We start from the raw sequence: 26,366 nt of genomic DNA, 5'->3' as shown, positions 1-26,366 counted from the left end.
TTTACTTTACGAATCGGTTGACGGTATAACACTCCATCTATCTGGAAGTTTAGACGTCTACTCCCGTTATACTTCAAGTTGCCTGCGTGTTGGCTACGTTACTCGGAGCACTTGCGTGTACCGCGCTCCGTTGGGGCCGCTGCAAGCAGCGTTCAACTCTGCCAGAGGCAGATTTGTCACTCGCCGCCTTCATGCAACTCGAATTATTTAGGGACCATTACCGTCCTGCGACATCAAGCAGGGCAGGTTTATTGATAACGAAAGGTCATCATGGAACAACACGCACCTGGCTCGGAAGGACAGTTTAAGCGCACCATGAAAGCTCGCCATTTGGTGATGCTTTCGCTCGGCGGCGTCATCGGTACCGGCCTGTTTTTCAATACGGGCTACATTATTTCCACAACGGGCGCGGCTGGGACGCTATTGGCATATCTGATTGGTGCGCTGGTGGTTTATCTGGTGATGCTTAGCCTGGGTGAACTCTCTGTCGCTATGCCGGAAACTGGGGCGTTCCATGTTTATGCTTCCCGCTATCTCAGTCCGGCAACGGGCTATACCGTGGCGTGGCTATATTGGCTAACGTGGACGGTCGCACTGGGTTCCAGCCTGACTGCCGCTGGTTTTTGCATGCAGTATTGGTTCCCGCAGGTGCCAGTCTGGACCTGGTGTCTGCTGTTTTGTGTGCTGATCTACCTGCTGAATATCGTATCGTCCCGCTTCTTTGCTGAAGGGGAATTCTGGTTCTCGATTGTTAAAGTTGTCACGATTCTCGCCTTTATCGTGCTTGGTGCGGGGGCGATGTTTGGCTTTATTCCGATGCAGGATGGTTCTCCCGCACCGTTCTTCCAGAACATTACTGCGTCCGGCTGGTTCCCCTATGGTGGCCTGCCGATATTGATGACGATGGTGGCGGTAAACTTCGCCTTCTCTGGCACGGAACTGATCGGCATTGCCGCAGGTGAAACTGAGAATCCGCACAAGGTTGTGCCGATGGCGATTCGCACGACCGTCGCACGACTGGTGATCTTCTTCCTTGGTACGGTGCTGGTACTGGCCGCCATCATCCCGATGGAAGAGGCGGGCATCGCCAAAAGCCCGTTTGTACTGGTATTTGAGAAGATTGGCATTCCTTACGCCGCCGATATTTTTAATTTCGTGATTTTGACGGCGATCCTGTCTGCCGCGAATTCAGGGCTGTATGCCTCGGGACGTATGCTGTGGTCGCTGTCTAACGAAGGCACCTTGCCGCGCCGTTTTTCTCGCCTGACGCGCCGCGGCATTCCGCTCTTTGCCATTTCCGTTAGTATGCTGGGTGGGCTATTGGCGCTGTTTTCCAGCGTGGTCGCGCCCGATACCGTCTACGTGGCGCTGTCCGCGATTTCTGGTTTTGCCGTAGTGGCGGTGTGGTTGAGTATCTGCGCCTCACACTATATGTTCCGCCGTCATCATCTCCGCAGCGGAAAACCACTGTCTGAACTGCAATATCGTGCACCTTGGTTCCCGATCACGCCGATTCTTGGCTTCCTGCTGTGCCTGTTGGCCTGCGTCGGGCTGGCGTTTGACCCCAGCCAGCGGATTGCACTGTGGTGTGGAATTCCGTTTGTCGTGCTGTGTTACGCTGCTTATTATTTTACGCAGTCAATGAAAAAGCGTGGGTTAACGGGAGTGGAAGACATTGCATAACAATACGGTTACCGAAATGCTGGCGACAGCACCAACGGTTGTGCTGGACGGCGCGTTGGCGACCGAACTGGAAGCGCGCGGCTGTGATTTAACGGATCCCCTGTGGTCGGCGAAGGTACTGGTTGAGAATCCGGCGCTGATTTATCAGGTGCACCTCGACTATTTCAAGGCTGGGGCGCAGTGTGCGATTACCGCCAGCTATCAGGCCACGCCACAAGGGTTTAAGGCTCGCGGGTATAGCGAAGTGGAATCGCTGGCGCTGATTGCCAAAAGCGTACAGCTGGCGGCGCAGGCTCGGGATGATTATCGCCACGATAACCCGCAGGCTGGGGCGCTGCTGGTGGCGGGATCGGTGGGACCCTACGGTGCCTATCTGGCGGATGGCTCGGAGTATCGTGGTGATTACCATTTGCCGCAGGCTGAGATGATGGCATTTCATCGGCCGCGCATCGCGGCGCTGCATGATGCTGGTGCGGATCTGTTGGCCTGCGAGACACTGCCGTCTTTTGCGGAAATAGAGGCGCTGATTGCGTTACTGGCCGAATTCCCTCAGGCACAGGCCTGGTTCTCCTTCACGTTGCGTGATAGCGAACATCTCAGCGACGGTACGCCATTGCGCACGGTGCTGGAACGGGTTAACGCCTGCTCACAGGTGGTTGCTGTTGGTATCAACTGCATTGCGTTGGAAAAGGTAACGCCAGCGCTGATGCATCTGTCTTCGCTAACAGATTTGCCTTTGGTGGTTTATCCCAATTCCGGCGAGCAGTATGATGCCGTAACCAAAACCTGGAGCAACACGCACGATGCGGCATGCCAGCTGACCGCGTATCTGCCCGAGTGGCAGGCCGCAGGGGCACGTCTGATTGGCGGCTGTTGCCGTACTACGCCAGCCGACATTGCCGGTATTGCACGCTGCTGCCAGCACGAGAGTGAGTACTAAATAAGGGGATGCCGTGATGGAAAATGATGTGAATCTACAACATATGTACTCGCTTGCCAGACAGCGCGTTGAGCCAGATGTGCCGATAACGGTGCTGTGCATTGGCGAGCAACAGACGACAGTCGTCTGCGGGACAGCATCACAACCGTCGGCAACCCTGCAACTGACCATCGGTTTTGACAAAACGGCGGCGACGTTTTTCAAGCATCTTCCCCCGACGCCGGACGAGATGGAGTTGGCGATCATGGCGGTAGAAGATGAGGTAACACGTATTCGCCACGATATCCCTGCGAATTCCATTCTGTTCTCTTTCGATCCCACATTGGTGACAATCGCACAGATTTCGGGAGCAGAAGAAGAGGACGCGCGGTGGCGGTTGCCGCAGGATGATATGGAAAGAACCTTTAAACGTCTGGAGCGTGTCATGCTGGGGACTCCGGCAGTCTGGGAAGGGATTCCGTTAGAGAATGCCTTCTCCGCTCGCTTACTGATTTTGCGCGAGTTTATGCACCATCATGGCTTTGATTCTGCACTGATTTTGCTATTACCTGCTGTTGCTGTGTGAAGAACTAGCGGTTTTTTCCTTCTCAGCTACTATTAACGGCGGTCAGCGTCCCGTGCGGCTCTGACCGCATTTTCTTTGATGGGAAATTGCTGATGGCATTCGCTGTCAGGAAATTGCGCTCGGGATGTCTGACGTTGTAAGGTAATAACGCGGCATTATTGTCGAGTTAATGCTGTCCCGGTAATGCTATCGCGCTACCTGGATGTCACAGGACGTAAGGTGTTAATCAAGGAGAGTTAGAGGACGGCCATTCGGCCATATTATGTTACCTGTATGATCTATTTTGCGGACGACCGAATCATTATATTCTTGAACCTCCGTATGTCAGCGTAATAAAAATTCTGACAATGTGGCGGAGAGTCAATTTTATTTCAGGGACTCCAGTGAGGGAAAGAACATGGTTGAACATTTCACAGGGAAATATGAAGTAGAACTCAAATTTCGCATCGACGATATAGCCGTTTTCAGAAATACGCTTTTTAGTCTCCACCCAGAGGCTTTCGTCTTTGAAAATAAAGAACATGATATTTATTACGATGATGCTGAGAAGCATCTGCAACAGCAAAATATTAAAATGCTGGTGCGACGTATGGAACCATCGGGGATAAAACTCTGGATTGTTAAAGGGCCAGGTGCCGATCGCTGCGAAGCGGTTAACGTCGAAGCCTTTGAAAAAACCGACAGCATGTTACAGACGCTGGGGTATAAGCCCCTTTTTGAAATTCATAAAATCCGCAGTATCTACTTTTTAAGTGCCTTCCATATCACGCTCGATTATATTGAATCTCTTGGTTATTTCGTAGAAATATCGGTGATGACCGATGATGAAACCCAGTTGAAAGCACTTAGAGATCGGTGTATGGAATGTGCGCTACGGCTTCAATTGTCATTGGATAATATTGAAACGAAATCTTATTATCAATTATTAGGGTTTAGTTGATTGTTCTTTTATGGTTATTGAATTGTTGCTTTTGTTGTTTTATTTACATAGGGAAAAATGATGAAAAAATCTATTCCGGCAATGCTGGCCACGTTAGTGATGGCTTTTTCTCTGTCCGCACATGGCAGTAATGTAGGGCAATATAAAGACGGTACCTACACTGGTAAAGCACAGGGTAAGGCCGCAGAGGTTGAGGTAACGGTCAGCATTAAAGACGGGAAGATCGCTAACGCTGAAGTGCTGAAGCATGGAGATACCGAAGCGATGATGCTGAGCGCGACAGATCAAATCGTGCCTGAGCTTCTTGAGACGCAGGATATTAACAAGGTGGATGCGGTAACGGGAGCAACGTTGTCGAGTCAGGGCGTGATTAACGCGGTGAAACAGGCGCTGGAACAGGCAAAAGTCACACCGTGATTGAACGGGAATGTGACTATCACCGTTGATGAATGCACTGTTGATGAAGGAATTGCACCGTTGTGGAAAACTTGCTGATTATTTTGCGTCACACGCCCTATTGGGTGTGGGTCATTTTGGGCTACCTGATTTATGCTGGCGTAAAAGCCAGTCAGCCGCGGCAACAATCGCTGGTGAGGATGCTAGTCGTGCCCGCAGTTTTCATGATATGGGGTGTTAGCGCGATTTTTCACACGCTGATGCTTCCGCTCGCGGCGGCGGGCGGATTTCTACTGATGTTGATGATGGGGCTGTGGATCGGTTGGGCGTGGGGAAAGGCTTCTGGAACCTATCTGCCAGCGTCTCGCAGTTTTCAACGCACGGGATCGTGGTGGCCATTAGCTCTGATGCTGCTGACGTTTTGTTCTCGCTTCTACCTTTCCGTCCAGTTGGCTCGGTTTCCCACATTGGCGCATGACCCTGTGTTCTGCCTGTTATCCGGCGCGGTGGGGGGAATGACCGCGGGCATATTCAGCGGCGTCAGCCTGCGTTTGCTCAATCAGATGCGCAAAATAAAACCATCTCTAACGTAAGGCTAGAGAAAACAGTATGTTGCTAAAATCGTTTGTCAAAATTTGTCACAAAGCTTTTTCTGCTGCATGAGTGCGTGGGGAAGGACGGTAAATTATAATGCCGGTGCCTATCCCTTTCATTTAACAGAATACTGTTTAAGTTATTGAAGAATGACTAAAAATTTTAAGCTTTCTCTTTTTGGCCTATTGATACTGTCAACCCATGCTGTGATGTTGCCTCAGGCTATGGCGAAAGCGCCGACGTATTCCGCCGGTACTGCGCATCAGGAAATCGCTTCCGGTAGCGCCATGGTGGTGGATTTGCGTGATAACCACATCCTGTATTCCAGTAACCCAGATGTGGTGGTGCCGATTGCTTCGGTGACGAAATTAATGACGGCGCTGGTGGTGCTGGATGCCAATCAGCCGCTGGATGAAATCATCTCTGTCGATATCAGCCAGACGAAAGAAATGAAAGGGGTGTACTCGCGTGTTCGTCTGAACAGCGAGATCAGCCGGCATGACATGCTGCTGCTGGCGCTGATGTCATCCGAGAACCGTGCGGCGGCCAGTCTGGCGCACCACTATCCGGGGGGCTATCAGGCGTTTATCCACGCGATGAATGCCAAAGCCCGTGCGCTAGGTATGACCCACACGCGCTATGTCGAGCCGACCGGTCTGTCCATCAATAACGTCTCGACCGCCCGCGATCTCACCAAGCTCCTGATTGCCAGTAAACAATATCCGCTGCTGAGCCAGCTTAGTACCACGCAGGAGAAAACGGCGACTTTCTCTCATCCGGCGTACAGCCTGCCGTTCAGAAACACCAACCATCTGGTGTATAAGGCGGACTGGAGCATCCAACTGACCAAAACGGGCTTCACGAATCAGGCGGGACACTGTCTGGTGATGCGTACGGTCATTAATCAGCGGCCTGTGGCGCTGGTGGTATTGGATGCATTCGGTAAGTACACGCACTTTGCGGATGCTAACCGCCTGCGTAAGTGGATTGAAACTGGTAAGGTCAGCGAAGTGCCAGCTGCCGCGTTGAGCTATAAGAAACAGAAATCTCTGGCTTCTCGTCAACCGCAGAGCATGGCGAGTATCGAAATCGAGTAACGGGTTCTCCTTCCTGCTGTTCTGGAAGAAATGGCGACGGTGGCCAAATCGGCCACCGATTGCTACGGCGCTACGCGCGAGCGCGCAAATCTGCTATCACTTCTCCCGCTTTTTTTACTTCTTCATCATGCGCATCTTCACGCCAGGTTTCTGCTAAGGCGTCCTGTAGCCAGCGCTGCATCGCGGGCTGGGCTAATAGATGGTCGCAATAGGTTTCGGCTTCCGGTGAAACAGGAAGCTGATAGGTTTTGATGCGGAAGACAACGGGTGCAAAGAACGCGTCTACTGCCGAAAACTGTTTTCCTGCCAGAAATGGCCCGCCAAATCGTGTTAATCCTTCCTGCCATAGTTCACTGATTCGGGTAATGTCGCTGCTGAGAGCTGGAGAGATCTCGTTCAACTTGACACGCACGCCGCAGCTCATGGAGCAGGTGTTACGCAGCGCGGTAAAGCCAGAGTGCATTTCGGCGGCGGCACTGCGTGCCCAGGCACGGGTTTTGGCATCGGCAGGCCAGACGCCGGGATGCTGTTCAGCCAGATACTCGGTAATCGCCAATGAATCCCAGACAGTGGTCTCGCCATCGATCAGGCAGGGGACTTTTGCCGTCGGTGAAAAGGCCTTAAATGCTGGTTGTGCCATGCCCGGCGAAAAAGCAACCAGTTTCTCTTCGAAAGGAATCGACAGTGTTTTCAACAGCACCCACGGACGCAGTGACCAGGACGAATAATTTTTATTAGCGATGTACAACTGATACATGTCTGAGGCTCCTTATAGTAACGAAGCCTTAGCATTAGCACGAAAGGCGGCAGAAATCATCCTGCATCTATCCGCCTGTATGCTGTGTGAGAATCTGTAATAAAGCCCGCAATAAACCTCGGGAAAGTGGTATATCAGGCAACGATAACCTGCTGGCAATGCATCTGGAGTAACGACAGCTCGGGTTTATCCACACTAGACGCATCCGTCACCACCATATCGATTTCTTGCACGGTGGCATAGACAACCCGACTGGTGACGCCGACCTTGCTGTGATCCGCGAGGATAATTCGTGTTCTGGCATGCTGCACCATGGATCGGGCAATTGCCGCCTCGTGGTGAGCAAAACTGGTGGCACCAGAGGTCGCATCGATCCCTACGGGAGAAAGAAGCGCCACGTCGGCACGGTAGCGTTCCAGTTCATTGAGGGTGATATCGCCGCTGGTTGCCTGTGCCGAGGCGCCCATGTATCCGCCGAGTAGTATCACGCTGTGCTGTGCCACCGATTCTGCGGAGGTAAGTTTTTGCGCGACGGTTAGACTATTGGTAATGACCGTCATCCCCGGCATGGAGAGCAGTTCATCGGCTAACAGAGAGGTTGTGCTGCCTGAGTCGATAAACAGCGTTTGCCCGGCCTTTAGCTGTTGCACTGCTGCGCGGGCAATCGCCTGCTTTTCTTTTTCACGCACGGTATTACGAATGGACAGCGGCGGTTCCGGTTCCTGCGTGGTTGCTACAATCCCGCCATGGACGCGGCGTAACGCGCCCGCTGCTTCCAGCTTTAGAATATCGCGTCGTACGGTTTCGCGTGAAACACCGAGATGTTGAATAATTTTCTCGGTGCTCACCCGGTTTAATGTTGAGAGCAGAGCTTGTATGCGATGTAACCGCGTTTCTTCTAACATAGCTGTCCATTCGTTGATGTTTTGACACCAGTTACCATGATTGTCGCTTTTCTGTCACAAGATGCAGAAGGAGTGCGGTCATCGCCACGATGCCCATAATACAGGTCGAAAAAGCGGCGGCCTGTGACGTAAAGCCTGCTTCATCCAGCCGCATAACGGTGACGGCACCTAAAGGCAGCGACGGCGTGACCAAAAAAATCACGGCTGATAGTGTAACCATTGAGCGCATGAATAAAAACATGGCGACTGAAATCAACGTTACGCGCATGGCTGGCAGGTATACATCACGCAAAATACGCACTACGCCGCCGCCTAAAACGGTAGTGGCGTCTTCCATCGCATGAGGGACGTTGCGTATTCCCATCATCATCGTGGTGTAGCCTTGTGTGTGATAGTGGTAATAATTGCATAATGCCACCAGCAGTGCTGAACCATACAGCATTCCCCAGGGAAGATCGGCCGTATTGAATGTGAACACGTAAGAGAGCCCCAACACCAAGCCAGGAACAGCAACAGGCAATGCGCTCAGCAACACGGCTGCGTTGGCAACTTTGCCCGGTTGCCGATGAATACCGAAGGTGAGTAGGAATAACAGCGCGGTGCCGACCACGGCTGCCAGTGCGGAGATCCAGACTGACGTCCACAGTGGCGTATAGCCCCCTGCAAGATCGATATCGTAATGTTTAAGTGTCAGATCCAGTCGGTACGGCCAGAGGCGTATCATGCTGGCAATAATCACGGTGCCAATAACGGCGACAATCGTGAATGCGATAGTCATCGTTGCTACGTAGAACGACATATCGCGCGTGCGCAGCGGTTGCGGAACGTGTGGGATAGCCGCATGTGATCCGATCGCTTTTTGCCGTCTGGTCGTTGCGCGTTCTATCCAGATCGATGCAGCAGCAGGTAAGAGAAGCAGGATCCCGACAACGGCCCCCATGCCGAATTTCATTTGACCACTGACCTGACTGTAGATCTCGGTCGCGAGTACGGAGAAGTTGCCGCCGATAACCATCGCGTTGCCGAAGTCTGTGATCGTGATGGTAAAGATGACAAAGGCCGCACTCAGTAGGCCGTATCGCAGACCGGGTAGAGTGATATCCAGAAACTGTCGCCAGTCAGATGCACCCAGAACGTTAGCGGCTTCATACTGGCGAGTATCGCTGTGACGCAGCGTGGCACGAAGGATCAGGATCGCTTGCGGTAGTGCGTACAACACGTTGGCGATCAATAGTCCCCAGAAACCATAAATATCCAAGCGCACGCCAAGAAGATTGCCGATGATCCCGTTTCTTCCCAGCAGAAAAATTAATCCCAATCCCAACACCAGCGAGGGAGCAAGTATAGGGAGTGAGGTCGCAAATGCGATAAAACGCTTTGCGGGCATCACGGTGCACTCCAGCCCATAGGCGACAATAAATCCCAGCAAGAGAGTCACCAGCGTGGTGACGATGCCAAGTAACAGGCTATTGAACGTTGCTCGCCAGATGCCAGGTGAATCCATCAACGCCAAATAATTTGATAGCCCAACAGTACCGTTTTGATCGTTCAGCAGACTGTGCCAGACGATACTTAGCATCGGTATGCCGAAGAACATGAACAGCGCCAGCAGTGGGATCCACAGACACAGGCGAGAAAGCCAGCGGTCACTGGCCGTTTGCGGAGGAAGCAGTGTCTGATTCATGATTGCACCCAGGCGCAGTCTTCTGCGCGAATCGAGAGATGAATGGCGTCGCCAGGATTCCAGCTCACTGCGCTGCTAGTTTCGACTAATAATGGCTGCGATTTCCATATCACCTGTATGCGTTGGATACTCCCGAGGAAACTGGTGTTGATGACTCGTCCTTCTGCACCTTCAGCTTTATGCAGTGCAATCCTTTCCGGGCGAATAAACAATTCAGCACCTTCTGGTAGCGCGGCTTCCTGTGCGGAGGGGAGCAGTTCCGGCATCCATGTGTTGACGACATCGCGCGATAGCAGATTACTGTGCCCCATGAATTCGGCAACGAAACGTGTGCGTGGGCTGGTATAGAGTTCGTGCGGTGTTCCTTCCTGCACAATGCGTCCACCGTGCATGCAAATGATTTTATCCGCCATGCTCATCGCTTCTTCCTGATCGTGCGTGACCATCAGGGTGGGAATGCCGAGCCGCTGTTGCACGTCGCGTAATTCCTGGCGCAATCCGGCGCGCACGCGCGCATCTAGTGCTGAAAGGGGTTCATCCAATAACAGTAGGGAAGGGTTGACCGCCAGCGCGCGTGCGATAGCGACACGCTGTTGCTGCCCGCCTGAAAGCTGTGCAGGATAACGATCGCCGAATCCACTCAGGCGTACCGTATCCAGCAGATCGCTGACGCGTGCGTCAATTTCCTCGGTAGGCGTCTGGCGAATTTTGAGCCCATAGCCAATATTTTGCGCAATCGTCATATGGGGAAAAAGCGAGTAAGACTGAAAGACAATGCCAAAACCCCGCTCTTTTGCTGGTACGTTAACCAGATCGCGATCGTCCAGCGTGATCTTTCCCCCATCACAGCTTAGTAACCCGGCAATGATGCGCAGCAATGTCGTTTTGCCACAGCCGCTAGGCCCAAGCAGGCAGACAAACTCGGCATTTTCGATCGACAAATTGATGCGATCGAGAGCGACATAACCCTCAAAGCTTTTATAAAGATTTTGAATAACCAGCGCCATGATGCGGACCTCTTAATTACGGCTGCCGCGAAGGTGGAAATACTCTGCGCGGCAGTCTTTACTGCGACAGGCCGTTATCGGCCGATGGATTTTTGCCAGGTTGCCAGTGTGGCGTCACGATCGTTGGCGCTTTTGGTAAAGTCTACGGGGTAGAGTACATGTGTGAGATCGGCTGGCAGACCCGCCATTTGCGCGGCTTTGGACTGTTCAACGCCAGGGATTGTCACGATCTCTTTATATTTGGTGTAGAGCGCAGCGGCATGGCTGGAAAGTGTCCAGTCAAGGAATCGTTTGGCATCCGGTTTGTTCTTGGCTGTACTCATCAGAGCAGAGGCTTCCAGCTCATAGCCTGCGCCATCGTTTGGGATCACCATTTTGACGGGGTAGCCCTCTTCAATTGACTGCATGGCGGCAAAAGCCAGTGACACGCCAATGGCATATTCCCCTGTGCGTGCCGCTTTACAAGGTCGTGAGCCAGACTTGGTGTATTGGGCGATGTTGCCATCCAACGACTTCAGAAATGCCCAGCCGTTTTGTTCCCCTTTAGCTTGCAACAATGCAGCAATTTGCAGGTAACCCGTGCCGGATGAGACGGGATTCGGCATCACAATCTCGCCCTTATAGATCGGGTTAGTCAGATCCTGCCAGGATGCTGGCACGGGAAGGTTCTTGGCTTTTAGCGCTTCGGTGTTGACGCAGAAGGCTGCCATATAGCCTGTTGCCGCAAACCACTTGTGATCCGGTGCTCGATAGGTTGCAGGGAGACTGTCACTGCCTTTGGCATCGTAAGGTTCCAATAATGCAGACAGCCGTGGGTCCATTACGCTGGTTACCGCCCAGCCCCAAATGACATCATGCTGCGGATTTTTGGATTCGGCCAGGATCCGTGGGCCAAGGTCGCCGGTAGACAAGCGCAGCACGTTAATGGTCAAGTCAGGCAAATCTTTTTTGGCCTGTGCGACGTAATCTTTGATCTCATCTTCTTCTAGTGAGGTATAGACCGTGATGGTGCCCGCGTGTGCAGTGTTAACCAGCGTGGCACAAGTGAACGCAGCGAGCAGACTGACGCGGCGAAATAAAGATCGGTTCATAAATATTCCCCTACGGTTGTGGAAAAGGTTGGCATCGTTATCTCTCCCCCTCGTCTTGAACGTTACGTAGTCCGTCATGTGTATTTTTGTGTTTATTACGAGTGGTCTAAGGTTTTAGCACTAATCGTGCCATTTTCTTATTCTGTGAAATTTCATACATAAAATATTTATATTAATTAATAACTTATAAGATTTTTGGTCAAGGGGGAGTGGTTAGGGCGATAGATGGATGAGACTGAGGATTCTTTTTGTGACGTTTTTATTGCACTTTTTTGGCATTTTTTTGCATCAAAAAAGTGCATTTTTTTGTGTTTGTGTATTTTATTGCTTTTGATGTAGGGTGAGTGTTATCTGAACATGCGCGATGCGTTTCCTCATGTAATACGCAGTCGGGCTACCACCTTTGCTACAGGAGTCATTATGGCGACACGATCAACCATCATGGATACCAACAGCTTTCGTACTGAGCATGCGGATGCGCTGGATGAAGACACTCGGAGACTGACGGATAGGCGTTCCCAGATGTTAGGGGACTCGTATCGTTTGTTCTATCGTAACCCGGTGCATCTGGTTCGCGGTGAGGGACAATATTTGTGGGATGCTGCCGGACATAAGTATCTGGATGTCTATAACAATGTTGCCAGTATCGGACACTGCCATCCTGCGGTCATCGACGCTGTTTATGAGCAAATGCGTCTGCTCAATACCCATACCCGCTATTTGCACGAACGTATTCTGGATTACTCAGCAGATATTCTCAGTACGGTGCCAGCCGCCATCAATAAGGCGATGTATATGTGTACCGGATCGGAGGCTAACGACCTGGCGATCCGCGTAGCCCGAGCCTATAGCGGCGGAACCGGCATTATTGTGAGTCGAGAAGCCTATCATGGGACCAGCGAGTTGACGTCTGGCGCGTCACCTGCGCTTGGAAGCGGGCAGCCATTAGCTGCGACAACACGTCTTGTGCCCGCCCCCGATCGCTATCGCGTGAATGCGCCAGATCTGGGGGTCTGGTTCGCACAGCAAATTCAATTGCAAATTGATGATATGGCCGCGAACGGCATCAAATTTGCGGGTTTTCTGGCGGATTCTATTTTTTCTTCGGATGGCGTGTTGCCGGGACCCGCGGGCTACCTGAAACCGGCTATAGATGTGGTTCATGCTAATGGCGGGATTTTCATCGCAGATGAGGTTCAGCCTGGTTTTGCCCGGACGGGCGAGCATTTTTGGGGATTTGGTCGGCATGATATTGTGCCTGATGTGGTGACGTTGGGTAAACCGATGGGCAACGGTATTCCCGTATCAGCGTTATTGGCAAAAGCCGATGTGCTGGCGGCCTTCAGTGATGAGATTCCTTATTTTAATACTTTTGGCGGAAATCCAGTGTCGATAGCGGCAGCGCAGGCGGTATTCAACGTTATTCGTGAGGAGGGATTGCAGGAACACAGCCGTATCGTCGGGGAAAAACTGAAGCGGGAGTTGACGCTGCTTGCCGACCGCCATACGTGTCTCGGCGATGTGCGTGGCGCGGGACTCTTTATCGGTTTTGAGCTGGTCAGCGATCGAGAAACGAAAACACCGGATAAAGCGCTGGCGCTAGACGTGGTTGAGCAACTCCGCGCTGAACGTGTCCTCACCTCCGTTGCTGGCCCGCATGGCAATGTGCTGAAGTTGCGCCCACCGTTGGCATTTCAGGAGCATGACATCGACTGGTTGGTCGGGGCGCTAGATCGAGCGCTAAGTTCGCAGGCTCATCGGCGTTAATTCCCTCTCAAATACGCATGCGTCGGCAGTTGTCCGCCGCATGTGGCTCCACGCGGTCTATTTTTCTGTGACCGCTCAGGTTGAATGTAAGTTTTGCGTACCGTCTAGCATTATTCTTGCAGTTTTTATTAAATGAAATCTCAATAAATGCACTATATTACGCGCTGTGCATTTGAGTGCGTCGGTGCGGCAACCACTATCGGGAAGCCTTATTCGCTTAAGGCAGGAGAAGGTGTTTTTCTCCTTGTCAGAGAAGGGATGTGACCGTCGAAATCTTCAACCTGTCTTGTGCTTCAGTGCCTCGTTCTGCTCTGACGCCTGGATTGACTGGGTCTTTATAACGAATGAAATGGCTTACTTCACTGACTATAGCAATTGGACTTGCCTGTAATCCGGCGTTTGCGCAGGAATTAACGACTGTGCCGGCATCAATATCGCCTTCACATCAGCAGCGTGATGCATTTGTCACGGATCTGCTGAAGAAAATGACGCTGGAAGAGAAGATCGGCCAGCTCAGATTAATCAGCGTCGGGACGGATAACCCGAAAGAAGCCATTCGGGAAATGATTAGAAACGGCCAGGTCGGCGCGATTTTTAATACGGTGACCCGCCCGGACATTCGTGCGATGCAGGATCAGGTTATGCAGCTCAGCCGCCTGAAGATCCCCCTGTTTTTCGCCTACGATGTAGTGCACGGTCAACGCACGATTTTCCCTATTGCACTGGGGCTGGCCTCCAGTTGGGATATGGACGCGATTGCGAAAAGTACACGCGTGGCGGCTTATGAAGCGACAGAAGACGGCCTGAACATGACCTGGGCACCGATGGTGGATATCACCCGCGATCCTCGCTGGGGCCGCGTGTCAGAAGGCTTCGGTGAAGACACCTGGCTGACCAGCAAAATTGCCGGTGTGGTAGTAAAATCCTTTCAGGGCGATGACGTAACCGGACGCCACTCGCTGATGACCAGCGTAAAACACTACGCGCTCTACGGCGCGGTTGAAGGTGGGCGCGACTATAACACGGTCGACATGAGCCCCCAACGCATGTTCCAAGACTATATGCCGCCTTACAAAGCGGCGATTGACGCTGGCAGCAGCGGCGTAATGGTGGCGCTGAACTCAATCAACGGTACGCCAGCGACTTCCAACAGCTGGTTGTTGAAGGATGTGCTCCGCGATCAGTGGAATTTCAAAGGCATTACCATTACCGATCACGGTGCAATTAAAGAGCTGATTAAGCACGGCGTTGCCAGCGACCCGCGTGATGCGTCACGTCTGGCGATTAAATCTGGTATCGGAATGAGCATGAGCGACGAGTATTTCGTACGCTATCTACCAGAGTTAGTAAAAAGCGGGGCGGTGAGCGTGCAGGAAATCGATGACGCTTGCCGTCAGGTGCTGAACGTGAAATATGATATGGGATTGTTTGAAGATCCGTATCGTCATTTGGGGCCGGTAGGTTCCGATCCAGTAGATACCAATGCGGAAAGCCGCTTACACCGTCTGGATGCGCGCGATGTGGCGCGTAAGAGTCTGGTGTTGTTGAAAAACCGCCTGCAAACGCTACCGCTGAAAAAGCAAGGCACGATTGCCGTCGTTGGGCCACTGGCTGACAGCCAGCGCGATACCATGGGCAGTTGGTCTGCTGCGGGTGTAACGAAACAGACGATTACCGTTTATCAGGGGCTGAAGAATGCTGTCGGCGATAAAGCCACCATCCTCTATGCCAAAGGCGCTAACGTCAGTAATCACAAAGGCATTATCGACTTCCTGAACCAGTATGAAGAAGCCGTGCAGGTGGATAAACGTCCACCGCAGGTGATGATCGATGAAGCAGTAGAGGCCGCGAAGAAGGCGGATGTGGTAGTCGCAGTGGTTGGTGAAGCCGCCGGGATGGCGCACGAGGCATCCAGCCGCTCGAATATCGATCTGCCGCAAGGCCAGCGCGATCTGATCGCGGCGTTGAAAGCGACAGGTAAACCGTTGGTGCTAGTGCTGATGAATGGTCGCCCTCTGGCGCTGGTGCGTGAAGATCAGCAGGCTGATGCGTTACTGGAAACCTGGTTCAGCGGTACGGAAGGCGGTAATGCGATTGCCGATGTGCTGTTTGGTGACTATAACCCATCTGGCAAACTGCCGATGTCCTTCCCGCGTTCTGTCGGCCAGATTCCGATTTATTACAATCACCTGCCGTCAGGCCGTCCTTACACGCCGGAAAATCCAGGCAAATATACGTCCCACTACTACGATGAAGCTAACGGGCCGCTCTATCCATTCGGTTACGGTTTGAGCTATACCACGTTCAGCGTGTCAGATGTGCGTTTGTCTAGTCAGACGATGAAGCGTAACGGGACGATCAACGCCAGCGTTACGGTGAAAAACACCGGTAGCCGTGCTGGAGAAACGGTAGTACAGCTGTATCTGCATGATGTGGTGGCTTCCATCAGCCGTCCGCTAAAAGAGTTGCGTGGTTTTGAGAAAGTGATGCTACAACCGGGAGAATCACGTACGGTCACCTTCACGCTCGATCAAGATGCACTCAAATTCTATAATGCCCGCATGCAGCAGGTAGTAGAACCCGGTAAGTTCGATGTCATGATCGGTCTTGATTCACAGCGTGTGAAGAGCGATAGCTTCACCCTGCTATAATGGTGTTTGCCTCGCCGCCGGGGTTCCCGGCGGCGAATACATGAATGGCTATTACCGAAACGCAGCGTGATTTTCGAAATAAAGTGTTGTTACCGGAGAGTAGGGTATTGCAGGAGGAAGGTATGCCGTTGACTGAAGTCGTATTGGTTGATGAAAATGACAAGCCAACGGGTGTAATGGAAAAGCAGGAAGCGCACGTAAAAGGAGAGTTACATCGTGCGATTACCGTCTATATTTTCAACTCTCGCCAGCAGTTGTTATTACAGCAGCGAGCAGAAGAGAAATATCACAGCGGCGGTTTATGGAGCAACACCTGTTGCAGCCACCCAGCACCCGGTGAAGAGACATTACAGGCGGCACACCGCCGTTTGTATGAAGAAATGGGATTACGCTGTGCGTTGACGCCGATGTTTACGCTGATCTATCGCCTGCCGCTAGATAACGGGTTGATTGAGCATGAACTGGGGCATGTGTATTTTGGCATGACGGATGACGTTCCGCAGCTCAATCCTGATGAAGTGTCGAGCTACGAATACCAGTCGATAGACGAGATTGCACTGCGGATGGTGACGACACCCGAGCAGTTTACGGCCTGGTTCCAACTGACTTTCGCTCGTATTCCAGAGTACTGGCAGGCGTTCAGATCTGATCAATCGCGCTAGCCTGAACGATCGCATTCATTGCCGCGTTTCAGTGCGGCACCGTTCGTGCATTCGTGCCTCAGGAATAGGGCGCTCTGTGGGGCGAAAACCTCAGCCTGCGTGCTCAATAATAATGTAACCCACCAGCATCATGCCGGACATGCCACCTAAGGCGAGAAAGGCAAAGAGACCGATAATACCGATTTTTTGAAGAGTCATCAGGTTATCCTTTTGTTAATTGCCCCGAATTATAAAGCCTTCCGCCCATGAAACAAGGCCGAAACGCTCCTCACTTTTTAAATACTCTCCGTTACCGAAATAAAAGCAGCAGACCAAAAGAGAGCAAAATGACACCCGCACCGCGCTCAATAGGGTTAAGCCAGAGAGTTAAACGCTGCTGAATCAACGGGCGAGCGATCAGTGCAGCGATGAGTAGATCCCACGCTAACACGACAGAAAACATCCAGCTACCACTGACAAATTGCTGCATAGGTGTCACATCCTGCCCAAGAATACTGGTCATCAGGCTGATATAGAACAGCATATTCTTAGGATTCAATAGCGACGAACCGAGCCCTAGCAAGATTTGTTTACGCAGCGTCGGGCAACGCCTGGACTGCTGTTCCGCCTGTAGCGATGGCGCAGAACGGCTTTTCAGTAACTGATAGCCAATCCAGATTAGGTAAGCCGCCCCGCCCAATTCGATGACGGTAAAAAGTGTGGGTGAGCGTTGAATACCTGCCCAGCCGATCGCTGCCAGCAGGATGTATATGCCGTTGCCTAGTGCAATCCCCAGACATATTCCTGCACTGCCGCGCAGTCGGTATCGAATGGCGTAGGCAGTTAGCAGAAAGAAATCCGGGCCAGGGCTCAGCAGTGCGACAAAATGCGCCAGCGCCAGAGCAGGAAAATGGGTAGGAAAGAGAGCGTCGGCGGAAAAAAGGGGGGGGGTGAATAGCGTGTTGATAAGCATCGTATTTCTGACCTCGATAAGTAATCGAGCCCAGTCTAGACAAGGTGTTCTGCTATTTATTGTCAAATATTGATCGTGCGTACTGACCCGGTGTTGCGGCGGTGTAGTGGACAAACGTTTTGTGGAAATGGCTTTGGTCACAGAAGCCGCTTTGGTAGCTGGCATCAACCAGCGGCGTACCTTGTTTCAGTAGCGATTTGGCATACTCAATACGCGCATTATTAAGAAATGCCATCGGCGTAATGCCGGTGTCATGACGAAACTGTCGCACGATCGTTTCACGTCGTAGATTTAGCTCATCCGCCAGCGTTTCCAGTGAAGGGGATTCTTGCAAATTATTCAGCAGACGTTCACGTATGTGTCGCGTCGTGGCTTGTAATGTCTGAAGAGGTAACGTTGGCAAACGGGATGCGACAGGCAGGCAATATTGCTGCCAAATGGGTATCAGCATCGTTTTTAGCAGGTCGTCTGCTGAGGAAAACTCTCCCCGATGCAGCAAGGCAATGAGATATTGATAACGCACAAACAGCGTGGGATCGCGTAATACGACTCGGTTGCAACGCAAGCTATCCGCCTGATAACCACAGTGGGCAGCGATCTGGTCGAGGCACCATGCGGTATCCAGATAAAGCATATGATAACTGCGCGCTTTCCCTGGAAGTGGGTTGCAGCTGTGCGGTTGTTGAGGGTCGATAAAGATCAGATCGCCAACCTGTAAGTGATGCGTTTCATTGCGGTAATGGCACAGTGTTTCTCCGTGTTCTATTGCCCCAATTGAGAACTGCATATGGCTGTGTGTTTTATAGGCATGGCGGCTGTTGCGCGTGGTGCGGCTTTCAACATGCGGTAACTGGGGTGAAAACCAATACGATTGGTTAATAGCGTGGACCGAAGACATAATTTACCGAAGCTATTGTTTACCGAAGATAGCGTTTACCGCTCGCGATAAAGACCGTGTTTGATAAAAATACATGTTTGATAAAAAGAATAGCTTACCCTAATCGCTAGGCGGAAGATTGTCGAGAGTGGAATCATCGTGAACGTGATATCGGCTGACGCCGCCGGGCGTCTGTGGGACAATGACGGTCAGATTACACAGATACAGAGTATGCATGACGCTGTCCCCCGCAATAAAATTGCAGATTGGCCAATGGTATAAGGCCCTGCAAGAGCAAATCCCAGATTTCATTTCCCGCGTTCCTCAGCGACAGATGATTGCCGAAGTGGCAAAAACGCTGGCGGGTGATTACCCGCGCCATCTGGCTATCGAAGCACCAACCGGTGTCGGGAAAACGCTTTCTTACCTTATTCCGGGCATTGCAGTGGGGCGTGCGGAGGATAAAACCTTGGTGGTCAGCACCGCGAACGTGGCGTTGCAGGATCAGATTTACAGCAAAGATCTGCCTTTGTTGCAGAAATTTATTCCAGAACTGAAATTTACCGCAGCATTTGGCCGTCGTCGTTATATTTGCCCACGTAATTTGGCGATGTTGGCAACCGATCCTGACGCGCAGGGAGATTTACCACTTTTTCTGGATGATGAACGGATGTCCGCCAGTAAGGAAGAAGAGCGCATCTGTGTAAAGCTTGAAAAAGCGCTGCAAGGCCATGCCTGGGACGGGCTGCGCGATCATTATCAGGATTCGATTGACGATAGCCTGTGGCAAAAATTGTGTACGGACAAGGCAAACTGCCTCGCACACAACTGCCATTATTACCGTGAGTGCCCGTTTTTCATCGCTCGACGTGAGATCGAGCAGGCTGATGTTGTTGTCACTAACCATGCGTTGGTGATGGCGGCGATGGAAAGCGAGTCGGTACTTCCTCCCCCGAAGAATCTCCTGCTGGTTCTCGATGAAGGGCACCATATCCCTGACGTTGCTCGCGATACGTTGGAGATGTCCGGTGATATTCATCCTGCCTATATGATGGTGCAACTGGAACAACTGGTGCAGCTCATCGGGCAGTGTATGGCGCAGTTTGCCCCTAAATCACCGCCGAGACTAGCCAACAGCGAACGGTTAACCAGCCATTGTGAGGAGATCCGCGAGTGCGTGCTGTCTTTCTCGCAAATGTGCGGGCTGTTTCTTCCGAATGACGGGCAGGAAACCGAGTACCGTTTTGCGATGGGTAAAATGCCGGATGAAATGCGCGAACTCTGCGTGCGGTTGTTCAAACTGACCGATACGCTACGGGCGCTGGCGGAGTATATGCTCAACGATCTCAGTGAGAAAACCGGCAAACACGACGTAGTGCGGGTTTATCACGCATTGCTGAAAATGAGCCGCCAGCAGAGCTACCTGGAGTCCATGAGTAAGCTATGGCGGTTGGCGGCGATGGAGAAATCCTCGAACGCGCCAGTTTCCAAATGGATTACGCGGGAAATGCGTGATAACCAGCCGCATCTTCACCTGCACTGTGCGGGAATTCGCGTCTGCGATCAGCTTGAAAGGCTGTTGTGGAGTAAGGTGTCGCACGTCGTGGTGACTTCGGCCACGTTGCGTTCGCTGAACAGTTTTGCGCGAATACAGGAGCTTTCCGGTTTGGGTGAGCAGGAAGGGGACACCTTTATCGCACTGGATTCACCTTTCAACCATCGTGAACAAGGGCGTTTGGTGATTCCTAAAATGCGTCATGAACCCCTGATGGAGTCCGAAGCGCAGCATATTGCCGAGATGGCGCAATTTTTCCGCGCAGAATTACAGCAGGATAAGCATAAAGGTATGTTGATGCTGTTTGCCAGCCAGCGTGCTATGCAACTCTTTCTGACGCAGGTGGCTGATTTACGCCTGATGCTGCTAGTTCAGGGCGATAAACCACGCTATAGGTTGGTCGAATTACATCGCCAGCGGGTACAAGAAGGCCAAACCAGCGTGCTGATTGGCTTGCAGTCTTTTGCTGAAGGGTTGGATCTGAAAGGCGAGCTGCTTTCTCAGGTACATATTCACAAAATAGCGTTTCCCCCCATCGACAGCCCGGTGATTCTGACGGAAGGCGAGTGGCTCAAGAGCCTTAAACGACACCCGTTTATCGTACAAAGTTTGCCCAGCGCCTCGTTTAACCTCATCCAACAAGTTGGACGCCTTATTCGTAGTCATGACTGTTTTGGTGAAATCGTCATTTACGACAGGCGACTGCTGACCAAAGGCTATGGCGCACAGCTGCTGGCGGCGTTGCCGGTCTTTCCGATTGAACAGCGAGAGATGCCATAACAAATTTCTATATATCTGTTCGTCGAATAAGGAAGCCATTCAGCCCTATTTAGCGCTATATTTTTTTATTCTTATTTGTTAGATTTGTCTCAGAACAGCAAGGATGCCGTTAATACGTGTGACAAAGTATGTCATGCGCAATACGGTTTTTATCAACCAGGGACTGGTATTATGATGAGAATTAATGCAGTTAATAAAAATTCCTTCCTTTTCAAAAGTGAATGTCTTTTGGCATCCATCCTTCTTGCTGTCCGTACCAATAATAAAAATTAGTCATCGAACCTTATTATTTATCATTTGATAATAACGAAAATAATTGGCGTTTTTTCTGAATGATTTTCTTATAGAGATAATTTTTATTTATATGCGTTTTTTGGATATAAATATTTTTAGTGAACTTTATCTACCCAGGAGAGGATTAGGCCGCGGCCACGCGCGGTACATGCAATACAGCCATTGCATGAAGGGATTTAGGATTCTGATCATCCCGATCAGACTTATGGAGAAGAAAAGATGGCTTTACGAGATCAAGATAAGGATACCTCAGCATCTGCATTGAATGCAGCGGGTACGGGGTATAAAGATGTGTTCGATCTGTATAATTACCATTCCCGTGGCGATGGACAGCTTAATGGCAAACCCTCGTTCACAAGCGATCTGGCAGCAAAGGAAATTGTCCGTGACGGTCTGACCTGGAATGGAACGAACGTATTCGGCAAATCCGCTAATTTGACCTACTCGTTCTTACAGAACGTGCGGTCTATCCCTTCTGGCGATCAGGGCTTTGTGAAATTCACCGCAGCCCAGGAACAACAAGCCAAACTGTCTCTGCAATCGTGGTCAGATGTTGCCAATATCACGTTTACTCAGGTTAGCCCGACTCAAAAAGCCACCATCACGTTTGGTAACTACACCCGTGATTCAAGTGGTCGGATGGACTACGATACTCAGGCTTACGCTTATATGCCGGGTAATCACTCGGCGGCGGGCAGCGCCTGGTTTAACTACAACTCCGATACGGTGCGTAACCCGGCGACGGAATATGGCAAGCAGACGCTGACGCATGAAATCGGCCATACGCTGGGCCTGAACCACCCTGGTTCTTACAATGCGGGTGAAGGTAACCCGACCTACCGTGATGTGACCTACGCAGAAGATACGCGCCAGTTCAGCCTGATGAGCTACTGGAGTGAGCAGAACACTGGTGGGGATTTCCAGGGACACTATGCTGCTGGCCCGCTGATTGATGACATCACGGCGATCCAATATCTTTATGGCGCAAACATGAACACGCGTACCGGTGATACGGTATACGGTTTCAACTCCAACACGGGTCGTGATTTCTATTCAGCGACGAGCAGCAGTGACAAATTGATCTTCTCCGTTTGGGATGCGGGTGGCACTGATACGTTTGATTTCTCTGGCTACAGAAACGATCAGCGCATCAACCTGAATGAAGGTGGGTTCTCTGATGTTGGTGGCCTGAAAGGTAACGTTTCTATCGCTCACGGTGTAACGATCGAAAACGCCATTGGCGGCTCCGGCAACGATATTATTATTGGCAACGATGCGAATAATATTTTGAATGGCGGTGCGGGTGATGACGTCATTTACGGCGGCGGCGGTGCAGATACGCTGACGGGCGGTGCGGGCAAAGATATTTTTGTCTACGCGAGCGCAAGCGATTCTTCCTATAAGAACGGTTATGACACCATCACGGATTTCCAACGCGGTATCGACAAAATTGATCTGTCAGCGTTGAATCAAAATAAAGATTTGCAGTTTGTTGACGCTTTCACCGGACGTGGCAATGAAGCTCTGCTTGACTGGGATGCGGGTAGCAACACCACTAATCTGTGGTTGAATTTTGCAGGCCAGACCACACCAGACTTTGTTGTACATATTGTTGGTCAGCCTTCTGCGGCAACCGATTTTATCGTGTGATGTAGCAAGGACGGGGAAACCCGTCCTTTTCTGTTATCGACTTGGGGCCACTATGAAAAAATTAATCATCGCGGCGCTGTTAAGTGCAATAAGCGGAGGATGTATGGCAAGTAGTCTGAAATTACCTTCAGCAAGTGAGCTAAGCGGCGTATGGCAATTGCGTGGCGGGGAACAACACTGTGAGGTTGTGCTGCACAATACGCCGCTAGTGGACAACACCTGGCGTCTGGACGGTGACGCGCAGTGTTTAAAAGCGTTGCTATCCGATGTCCCAGCAGGTTGGCGGCCGACGCCGGATGGTATCACGCTGACGAAAGAACAGGGCGAGTCGGTGGCGTTTTTTAGCAAGGAAATAGAGGGCTATACGCTGATATTGCCTGATGGCAGTTCTCGTACGTTACATAAGCAGCCCTGACAGGAGAGGCAAACGCAGTGAGTCAACTATCAAATAAGGAACGTTCGTTGTTGAGTATACTGCGTCCTTTCCGGCGCAGCTTCTGGAGCATTGGGATTTTCAGCGCCATCGTTAATCTACTGATGCTGTCGCCTTCGATTTATATGCTTCAGGTTTACGATCGCGTGCTGGCTTCGGGCAATGGCACCACGTTGCTGATGCTCACGCTACTGATTGCTGGTCTGGGCATATTCATGGCGGCACTCGAATGGGTTCGAAGTCTGGTGGTCGTCAGACTCGGTACGCGGATCGATCTACAGCTGAATCAACAGGTCTTCAACGCTGCGTTTGAACGCAATCTGGAAGCGGGAGAGGCAAAAGCTGGTCAGGCGCTGAACGATCTCACGCTACTGCGGCAGTTTATTACAGGCAACTCACTGTTTGCCTTCTTCGATATTCCCTGGTTTCCCTTCTTTTTATTGGTGCTGTTCCTGATCCATCCGGTTCTCGGCCTGTTAGCGTTCGGGGGGACGGTGGTGCTGGTGTTGCTGGCGTGGCTGAATCAATATCTCACCACGTCGCCTTTGGAAGAGGCAAATCATGAAGCACTACAGGCGACCCATCTTGCGGATACGCAACTGCGTAATGCGGAAGTCATTGAGTCAATGGGGATGTTGCCAAATTTACGTCGTCGCTGGCTGGGGCAACACTATCGCTTTATTACGTTGCAAAATCTGGCGAGCGAACGGGCCGCGGTTGTCGGAGCCGCGTCAAAACATGCGCGTATTTTCCTGCAATCGCTGATGCTTGGTGTGGGAGCCATGCTCGCGATTAAGGGCGAAATCACGCCGGGAATGATGATTGCGGGGTCAATTCTTGTCGGGCGTGTGCTGAGTCCTATCGATCAGTTTATTGGTATTTGGAAACCGTTGAGCAGTGCGCGGCAAGCCTGGCATCGACTGAATCGAATCATGACGGCTTACCCGCCCAGAATCGAGACGATGGCCTTGCCCGCGCCGGTTGGTCAGCTTAGCGTCGAGAATGTGTTATTACAGACTCCGCAAGGGGCATCACGATTGCAGGACATCCATTTCTCGCTTCAGGCGGGGGAAACGCTGGCGATTCTGGGCGCATCGGGCTCAGGAAAATCCACACTGGCACGTCTGCTGGTTGCAACGCAAACACCGACACGTGGCAAGGTTCGACTGGATGGAGCCGATCTTAGTCAGGTAGATAAAACGATGTTTGGTCCGGCAATGGGCTACCTGCCACAGGATGTGCAACTGTTTAAAGGCACGCTGGCGGAGAATATTTCTCGCTTTGGCGAGCATGACGCGGAAAAGATCGTTGCGGCGGCGAAACTGGCTGGCGTCCACGAGATGATTCTTAGCCAACCACAAGGATATGACACTCCCCTCGGCGCTGATGGCAATGGGCTATCGGGCGGGCAGCGGCAGCGTATCGCACTGGCGCGTGCGGTGTATGGCGATCCCTGCCTGCTGGTACTCGATGAGCCGAACTCCAGCCTCGACAACGAAGGCGAAATTGCGCTGGCGCAGGCGATCTCACACCTTCAGAAGCGGGGGGCAACGGTGGTGTTGATTACGCATCGTCCTGCATTAACCACACTGGCGCACAAGATTTTGGTTCTTAATCAGGGTAAGCAACAGCGTTTTGGGCCTGCGCGCGACATTCTGAGCGAATTGCAGCCGCGTCGTGCTGCCAACCAAGCACAAATGACACCTTCTGCCGCTGTCCAGCAGTAACAGGGAATGAGAGAAAACAGGGAAAGACATGTCCGCATCTGAAATAAGCGAAGAGAATATGAACCAGACAGCGCGGCACGATGAGAAACGTGCCGTGCGTCTGGGGTGGTTGCTGGTGCTTGCCGGATTTGGCGGCTTTCTCCTGTGGGCGCTGTTTGCGCCGTTGGATAAAGGCGTCATGGTGAATGGCAGTGTCGTGATCTCCGGTAATCGCAAGGTTGTGCAGCACAATCAGGGCGGTATCGTTGATAAAATTCAGGTGAAAGACGGCGACAGGGTTAAGGCTGGTCAGATTCTGCTAACGCTGAATGAGGTTGATGCGCGTTCGGCGAGTGAAGGGCTGGATGGCCAGTATTTACAGTTGGTGGCGCGGGAAGGTCGGTTGCTTGCTGAGCAGCAGCGCCTGAATGACATGGTCATGACGGCTCGCCTGAAACCGCTAGTGGAAAAGTCGGAGATGAGTGTGATTACGGCATTGCAGCGTGATTTGTTGCACAGTCGTCAGCAGTCGCTCAAGCTTGAGGCAGAAGGGATGCGCACGAGTATTGCAGGCATGGAAGCGTCGCTTGGTGCACAGCGGCAGGTCATGTCCAGTAAGCAGAAACAGCGTGAGACGTTAGAGCAACAGCTACAAGGGTTACGTTCATTGGCGGCGGAAAACTATGTCCCGCGCAACAAAATGCTGGAGAACGAACGTCTGCTGGCGCAGCTCAACGGCGATATCGCACAACTGGCGGGGGACATTAATCGCACCCGCCGTGATATTGAGCAACAAACGCTGCTGATCGCACAACGCCAGCAAGAATATGACAAAGAGGTGAACAGCGAGCTGGCGGAAGTGCAGGCGCTATTGAGTGATGTGAGCAGCAAGAAGGAAAAAGCCGATTTCACTCTGGCGAATATACAGATGCGAGCTCCTGTTTCGGGTACGGTAGTTGGGCTGAAAGTGTTCACGGAAGGTGGTGTGATTGCGCCGGGGCAGACGCTTCTTGAGATCGTGCCGGACGAGCAGCCTTTACAGGTGGATGCGCGCCTTCCCGTGGAATTGGTTGATAAAGTCTGGCCGGGGCTACCCGTCGAGCTTCAGTTTGTGGCGTTTAATCAAAGTACGACACCGCGTGTGGCCGGAACCGTCGAGCTGCTCTCGGCTGACCGTCTATTGGATGATAGAGATGGTTCACCTTATTACAGTCTGCGCGTTCAGGTGGATGATGAGGGGAAACGCGCGCTGGAAGGGTTGGAGATTAAACCCGGTATGCCGGTACAAGGATTCGTCCGTACCGGGGAACGGTCATTCGTCAATTATCTATTTAAGCCTTTAATGGATCGCCTGCATCTGGCATTAACGGAAGAGTAATC

General features: G+C 51.8%; 23 protein-coding genes. 15 read left to right on the top strand and 8 right to left on the bottom strand.

Annotation, left to right across the window (positions count from 1 at the left end):
* Nucleotides 1-270: 270 nt before the first annotated feature.
* The 7 genes from mmuP (at nt 271) to pbpG (ending at nt 6,215) form a co-directional block, all read left to right on the top strand.
* Nucleotides 271-1,683 (top strand): S-methylmethionine permease, encoded by a 1,413-nt coding sequence (gene mmuP, locus CLR69_RS07900; protein WP_129713192.1) that lies wholly within the window; start codon nt 271-273, stop codon nt 1,681-1,683.
* Nucleotides 1,676-2,623: a homocysteine S-methyltransferase gene (gene mmuM, locus CLR69_RS07895; RefSeq protein WP_129713191.1), complete on the top strand. Its 948-nt coding sequence runs from the start codon at nt 1,676-1,678 to the stop codon at nt 2,621-2,623. Before mmuP ends, mmuM begins: the two co-directional genes overlap by 8 nt.
* A 16-nt stretch (nt 2,624-2,639) precedes the next feature.
* A complete protein-coding gene (locus CLR69_RS07890) occupies nt 2,640-3,188 on the top strand; it encodes a hypothetical protein (RefSeq protein WP_129713375.1) in 549 nt (182 codons plus the stop codon).
* A 397-nt stretch (nt 3,189-3,585) separates the two neighbouring features.
* A complete protein-coding gene (cyaB, locus tag CLR69_RS07885; RefSeq protein WP_129704170.1) occupies nt 3,586-4,128 on the top strand; it encodes a class IV adenylate cyclase in 543 nt (180 codons plus the stop codon).
* Between the two features lie 60 nt (nt 4,129-4,188).
* Nucleotides 4,189-4,545 (top strand): FMN-binding protein, encoded by a 357-nt coding sequence (locus tag CLR69_RS07880; RefSeq protein ID WP_129704172.1) that lies wholly within the window; start codon nt 4,189-4,191, stop codon nt 4,543-4,545.
* Between the two features lie 62 nt (nt 4,546-4,607).
* A complete protein-coding gene (locus CLR69_RS07875) occupies nt 4,608-5,117 on the top strand; it encodes a DUF6622 family protein (RefSeq protein ID WP_129713190.1) in 510 nt (169 codons plus the stop codon).
* Between the two features lie 150 nt (nt 5,118-5,267).
* Nucleotides 5,268-6,215, top strand: coding sequence for a D-alanyl-D-alanine endopeptidase (pbpG, locus tag CLR69_RS07870; protein WP_129713189.1), 948 nt, complete (start codon nt 5,268-5,270; stop codon nt 6,213-6,215).
* A 70-nt stretch (nt 6,216-6,285) separates the two neighbouring features.
* Here the strand turns inward: pbpG and CLR69_RS07865 are convergent, their stop codons facing one another.
* From CLR69_RS07865 to CLR69_RS07845, 5 genes are all read right to left on the bottom strand, one after another.
* The gene (locus tag CLR69_RS07865) at nt 6,286-6,972 is read right to left on the bottom strand and encodes a glutathione S-transferase family protein (protein WP_129713188.1); all 687 of its coding nucleotides are present in this window, start codon (nt 6,970-6,972) and stop codon (nt 6,286-6,288) included.
* A 134-nt stretch (nt 6,973-7,106) separates the two neighbouring features.
* Nucleotides 7,107-7,877, bottom strand: a complete 771-nt coding sequence (locus tag CLR69_RS07860; RefSeq protein ID WP_129713187.1) for a DeoR/GlpR family DNA-binding transcription regulator — start codon at nt 7,875-7,877, stop codon at nt 7,107-7,109.
* 31 nt (nt 7,878-7,908) lie between these two features.
* Nucleotides 7,909-9,561 carry an ABC transporter permease subunit gene (locus CLR69_RS07855; RefSeq protein ID WP_129713186.1) on the bottom strand — a complete coding sequence of 551 codons (1,653 nt, stop codon included), beginning with the start codon at nt 9,559-9,561 and terminating at the stop codon, nt 7,909-7,911.
* Complete coding sequence (locus tag CLR69_RS07850) at nt 9,558-10,568, bottom strand: ABC transporter ATP-binding protein (protein WP_129713185.1); 1,011 nt, start codon at nt 10,566-10,568, stop codon at nt 9,558-9,560. Before CLR69_RS07850 ends, CLR69_RS07855 begins: the two co-directional genes overlap by 4 nt.
* Nucleotides 10,569-10,642: 74 nt before the next feature.
* Nucleotides 10,643-11,659 (bottom strand): ABC transporter substrate-binding protein, encoded by a 1,017-nt coding sequence (locus tag CLR69_RS07845; RefSeq protein ID WP_129713184.1) that lies wholly within the window; start codon nt 11,657-11,659, stop codon nt 10,643-10,645.
* Between the two features lie 420 nt (nt 11,660-12,079).
* Between CLR69_RS07845 and CLR69_RS07840 the strand changes: the two genes are divergently transcribed.
* From CLR69_RS07840 to idi, 3 genes are all read left to right on the top strand, one after another.
* Nucleotides 12,080-13,426 (top strand): aspartate aminotransferase family protein, encoded by a 1,347-nt coding sequence (locus CLR69_RS07840; protein WP_129713183.1) that lies wholly within the window; start codon nt 12,080-12,082, stop codon nt 13,424-13,426.
* Nucleotides 13,427-13,770: 344 nt separating this feature from the next.
* Nucleotides 13,771-16,077: a beta-glucosidase BglX gene (bglX, locus tag CLR69_RS07835; protein ID WP_129713182.1), complete on the top strand. Its 2,307-nt coding sequence runs from the start codon at nt 13,771-13,773 to the stop codon at nt 16,075-16,077.
* 122 nt (nt 16,078-16,199) lie between these two features.
* Nucleotides 16,200-16,739: an isopentenyl-diphosphate Delta-isomerase gene (gene idi / locus CLR69_RS07830; protein ID WP_129713374.1), complete on the top strand. Its 540-nt coding sequence runs from the start codon at nt 16,200-16,202 to the stop codon at nt 16,737-16,739.
* A gap of 90 nt (nt 16,740-16,829) precedes the next feature.
* Here the strand turns inward: idi and CLR69_RS23490 are convergent, their stop codons facing one another.
* The 3 genes from CLR69_RS23490 to CLR69_RS07820 form a co-directional block, all read right to left on the bottom strand.
* Nucleotides 16,830-16,937, bottom strand: a complete 108-nt coding sequence (locus CLR69_RS23490) for a hypothetical protein (protein WP_005972753.1) — start codon at nt 16,935-16,937, stop codon at nt 16,830-16,832.
* Nucleotides 16,938-17,028: 91 nt separating this feature from the next.
* The gene (locus CLR69_RS07825; RefSeq protein ID WP_129713181.1) at nt 17,029-17,691 is read right to left on the bottom strand and encodes a LysE family translocator; all 663 of its coding nucleotides are present in this window, start codon (nt 17,689-17,691) and stop codon (nt 17,029-17,031) included.
* Nucleotides 17,692-17,743: 52 nt separating this feature from the next.
* The gene (locus CLR69_RS07820) at nt 17,744-18,589 is read right to left on the bottom strand and encodes an AraC family transcriptional regulator (RefSeq protein ID WP_129713180.1); all 846 of its coding nucleotides are present in this window, start codon (nt 18,587-18,589) and stop codon (nt 17,744-17,746) included.
* Nucleotides 18,590-18,803: 214 nt separating this feature from the next.
* Here CLR69_RS07820 and dinG point away from each other — a divergent pair, with 214 nt between their 5' ends.
* From dinG to CLR69_RS07795, 5 genes are all read left to right on the top strand, one after another.
* On the top strand, nt 18,804-20,903 hold the full coding sequence (dinG, locus tag CLR69_RS07815) for an ATP-dependent DNA helicase DinG (protein WP_129704195.1): 2,100 nt from the start codon (nt 18,804-18,806) through the stop codon (nt 20,901-20,903).
* Nucleotides 20,904-21,416: 513 nt separating this feature from the next.
* Nucleotides 21,417-22,847, top strand: coding sequence for a serralysin family metalloprotease (locus CLR69_RS07810; RefSeq protein WP_129704197.1), 1,431 nt, complete (start codon nt 21,417-21,419; stop codon nt 22,845-22,847).
* A gap of 103 nt (nt 22,848-22,950) precedes the next feature.
* The gene (locus CLR69_RS07805) at nt 22,951-23,262 is read left to right on the top strand and encodes a protease inhibitor Inh/omp19 family protein (protein ID WP_129704922.1); all 312 of its coding nucleotides are present in this window, start codon (nt 22,951-22,953) and stop codon (nt 23,260-23,262) included.
* A gap of 17 nt (nt 23,263-23,279) precedes the next feature.
* Nucleotides 23,280-25,007 carry a type I secretion system permease/ATPase gene (locus CLR69_RS07800; protein ID WP_129704199.1) on the top strand — a complete coding sequence of 576 codons (1,728 nt, stop codon included), beginning with the start codon at nt 23,280-23,282 and terminating at the stop codon, nt 25,005-25,007.
* Nucleotides 25,008-25,035: 28 nt separating this feature from the next.
* Nucleotides 25,036-26,364: an HlyD family type I secretion periplasmic adaptor subunit gene (locus tag CLR69_RS07795; protein WP_129713179.1), complete on the top strand. Its 1,329-nt coding sequence runs from the start codon at nt 25,036-25,038 to the stop codon at nt 26,362-26,364.
* Nucleotides 26,365-26,366: the final 2 nt, after the last annotated feature.

Origin of the sequence: Pectobacterium zantedeschiae, assembly GCF_004137795.1 — a bacterium.
GTDB classification, from domain to species: domain Bacteria; phylum Pseudomonadota; class Gammaproteobacteria; order Enterobacterales; family Enterobacteriaceae; genus Pectobacterium; species Pectobacterium zantedeschiae.
The sequence above is the reverse complement of the archived record's forward strand: the minus strand, read 5'-3'. Positions and strand labels throughout refer to the sequence as shown.

What these genes read in the sequence shown, in the direction of transcription:
- mmuP (WP_129713192.1), top strand. Translation starts at nt 271, where the DNA reads ATGGAACAACACGCACCTGGCTCGGAAGGACAGTTTAAGCGCACCATG.
- CLR69_RS07890 (WP_129713375.1), top strand. Translation starts at nt 2,640, where the DNA reads ATGGAAAATGATGTGAATCTACAACATATGTACTCGCTTGCCAGACAG.
- cyaB (WP_129704170.1), top strand. Translation starts at nt 3,586, where the DNA reads ATGGTTGAACATTTCACAGGGAAATATGAAGTAGAACTCAAATTTCGC.
- CLR69_RS07880 (WP_129704172.1), top strand. Translation starts at nt 4,189, where the DNA reads ATGAAAAAATCTATTCCGGCAATGCTGGCCACGTTAGTGATGGCTTTT.
- pbpG (WP_129713189.1), top strand. Translation starts at nt 5,268, where the DNA reads ATGACTAAAAATTTTAAGCTTTCTCTTTTTGGCCTATTGATACTGTCA.
- CLR69_RS07865 (WP_129713188.1), bottom strand. Translation starts at nt 6,972, where the DNA reads ATGTATCAGTTGTACATCGCTAATAAAAATTATTCGTCCTGGTCACTG.
- CLR69_RS07860 (WP_129713187.1), bottom strand. Translation starts at nt 7,877, where the DNA reads ATGTTAGAAGAAACGCGGTTACATCGCATACAAGCTCTGCTCTCAACA.
- CLR69_RS07855 (WP_129713186.1), bottom strand. Translation starts at nt 9,561, where the DNA reads ATGAATCAGACACTGCTTCCTCCGCAAACGGCCAGTGACCGCTGGCTT.
- CLR69_RS07850 (WP_129713185.1), bottom strand. Translation starts at nt 10,568, where the DNA reads ATGGCGCTGGTTATTCAAAATCTTTATAAAAGCTTTGAGGGTTATGTC.
- CLR69_RS07845 (WP_129713184.1), bottom strand. Translation starts at nt 11,659, where the DNA reads ATGAACCGATCTTTATTTCGCCGCGTCAGTCTGCTCGCTGCGTTCACT.
- CLR69_RS07840 (WP_129713183.1), top strand. Translation starts at nt 12,080, where the DNA reads ATGGCGACACGATCAACCATCATGGATACCAACAGCTTTCGTACTGAG.
- bglX (WP_129713182.1), top strand. Translation starts at nt 13,771, where the DNA reads ATGAAATGGCTTACTTCACTGACTATAGCAATTGGACTTGCCTGTAAT.
- idi (WP_129713374.1), top strand. Translation starts at nt 16,200, where the DNA reads ATGCCGTTGACTGAAGTCGTATTGGTTGATGAAAATGACAAGCCAACG.
- CLR69_RS23490 (WP_005972753.1), bottom strand. Translation starts at nt 16,937, where the DNA reads ATGACTCTTCAAAAAATCGGTATTATCGGTCTCTTTGCCTTTCTCGCC.
- CLR69_RS07825 (WP_129713181.1), bottom strand. Translation starts at nt 17,691, where the DNA reads ATGCTTATCAACACGCTATTCACCCCCCCCCTTTTTTCCGCCGACGCT.
- CLR69_RS07820 (WP_129713180.1), bottom strand. Translation starts at nt 18,589, where the DNA reads ATGTCTTCGGTCCACGCTATTAACCAATCGTATTGGTTTTCACCCCAG.
- dinG (WP_129704195.1), top strand. Translation starts at nt 18,804, where the DNA reads ATGACGCTGTCCCCCGCAATAAAATTGCAGATTGGCCAATGGTATAAG.
- CLR69_RS07810 (WP_129704197.1), top strand. Translation starts at nt 21,417, where the DNA reads ATGGCTTTACGAGATCAAGATAAGGATACCTCAGCATCTGCATTGAAT.
- CLR69_RS07805 (WP_129704922.1), top strand. Translation starts at nt 22,951, where the DNA reads ATGGCAAGTAGTCTGAAATTACCTTCAGCAAGTGAGCTAAGCGGCGTA.
- CLR69_RS07795 (WP_129713179.1), top strand. Translation starts at nt 25,036, where the DNA reads ATGTCCGCATCTGAAATAAGCGAAGAGAATATGAACCAGACAGCGCGG.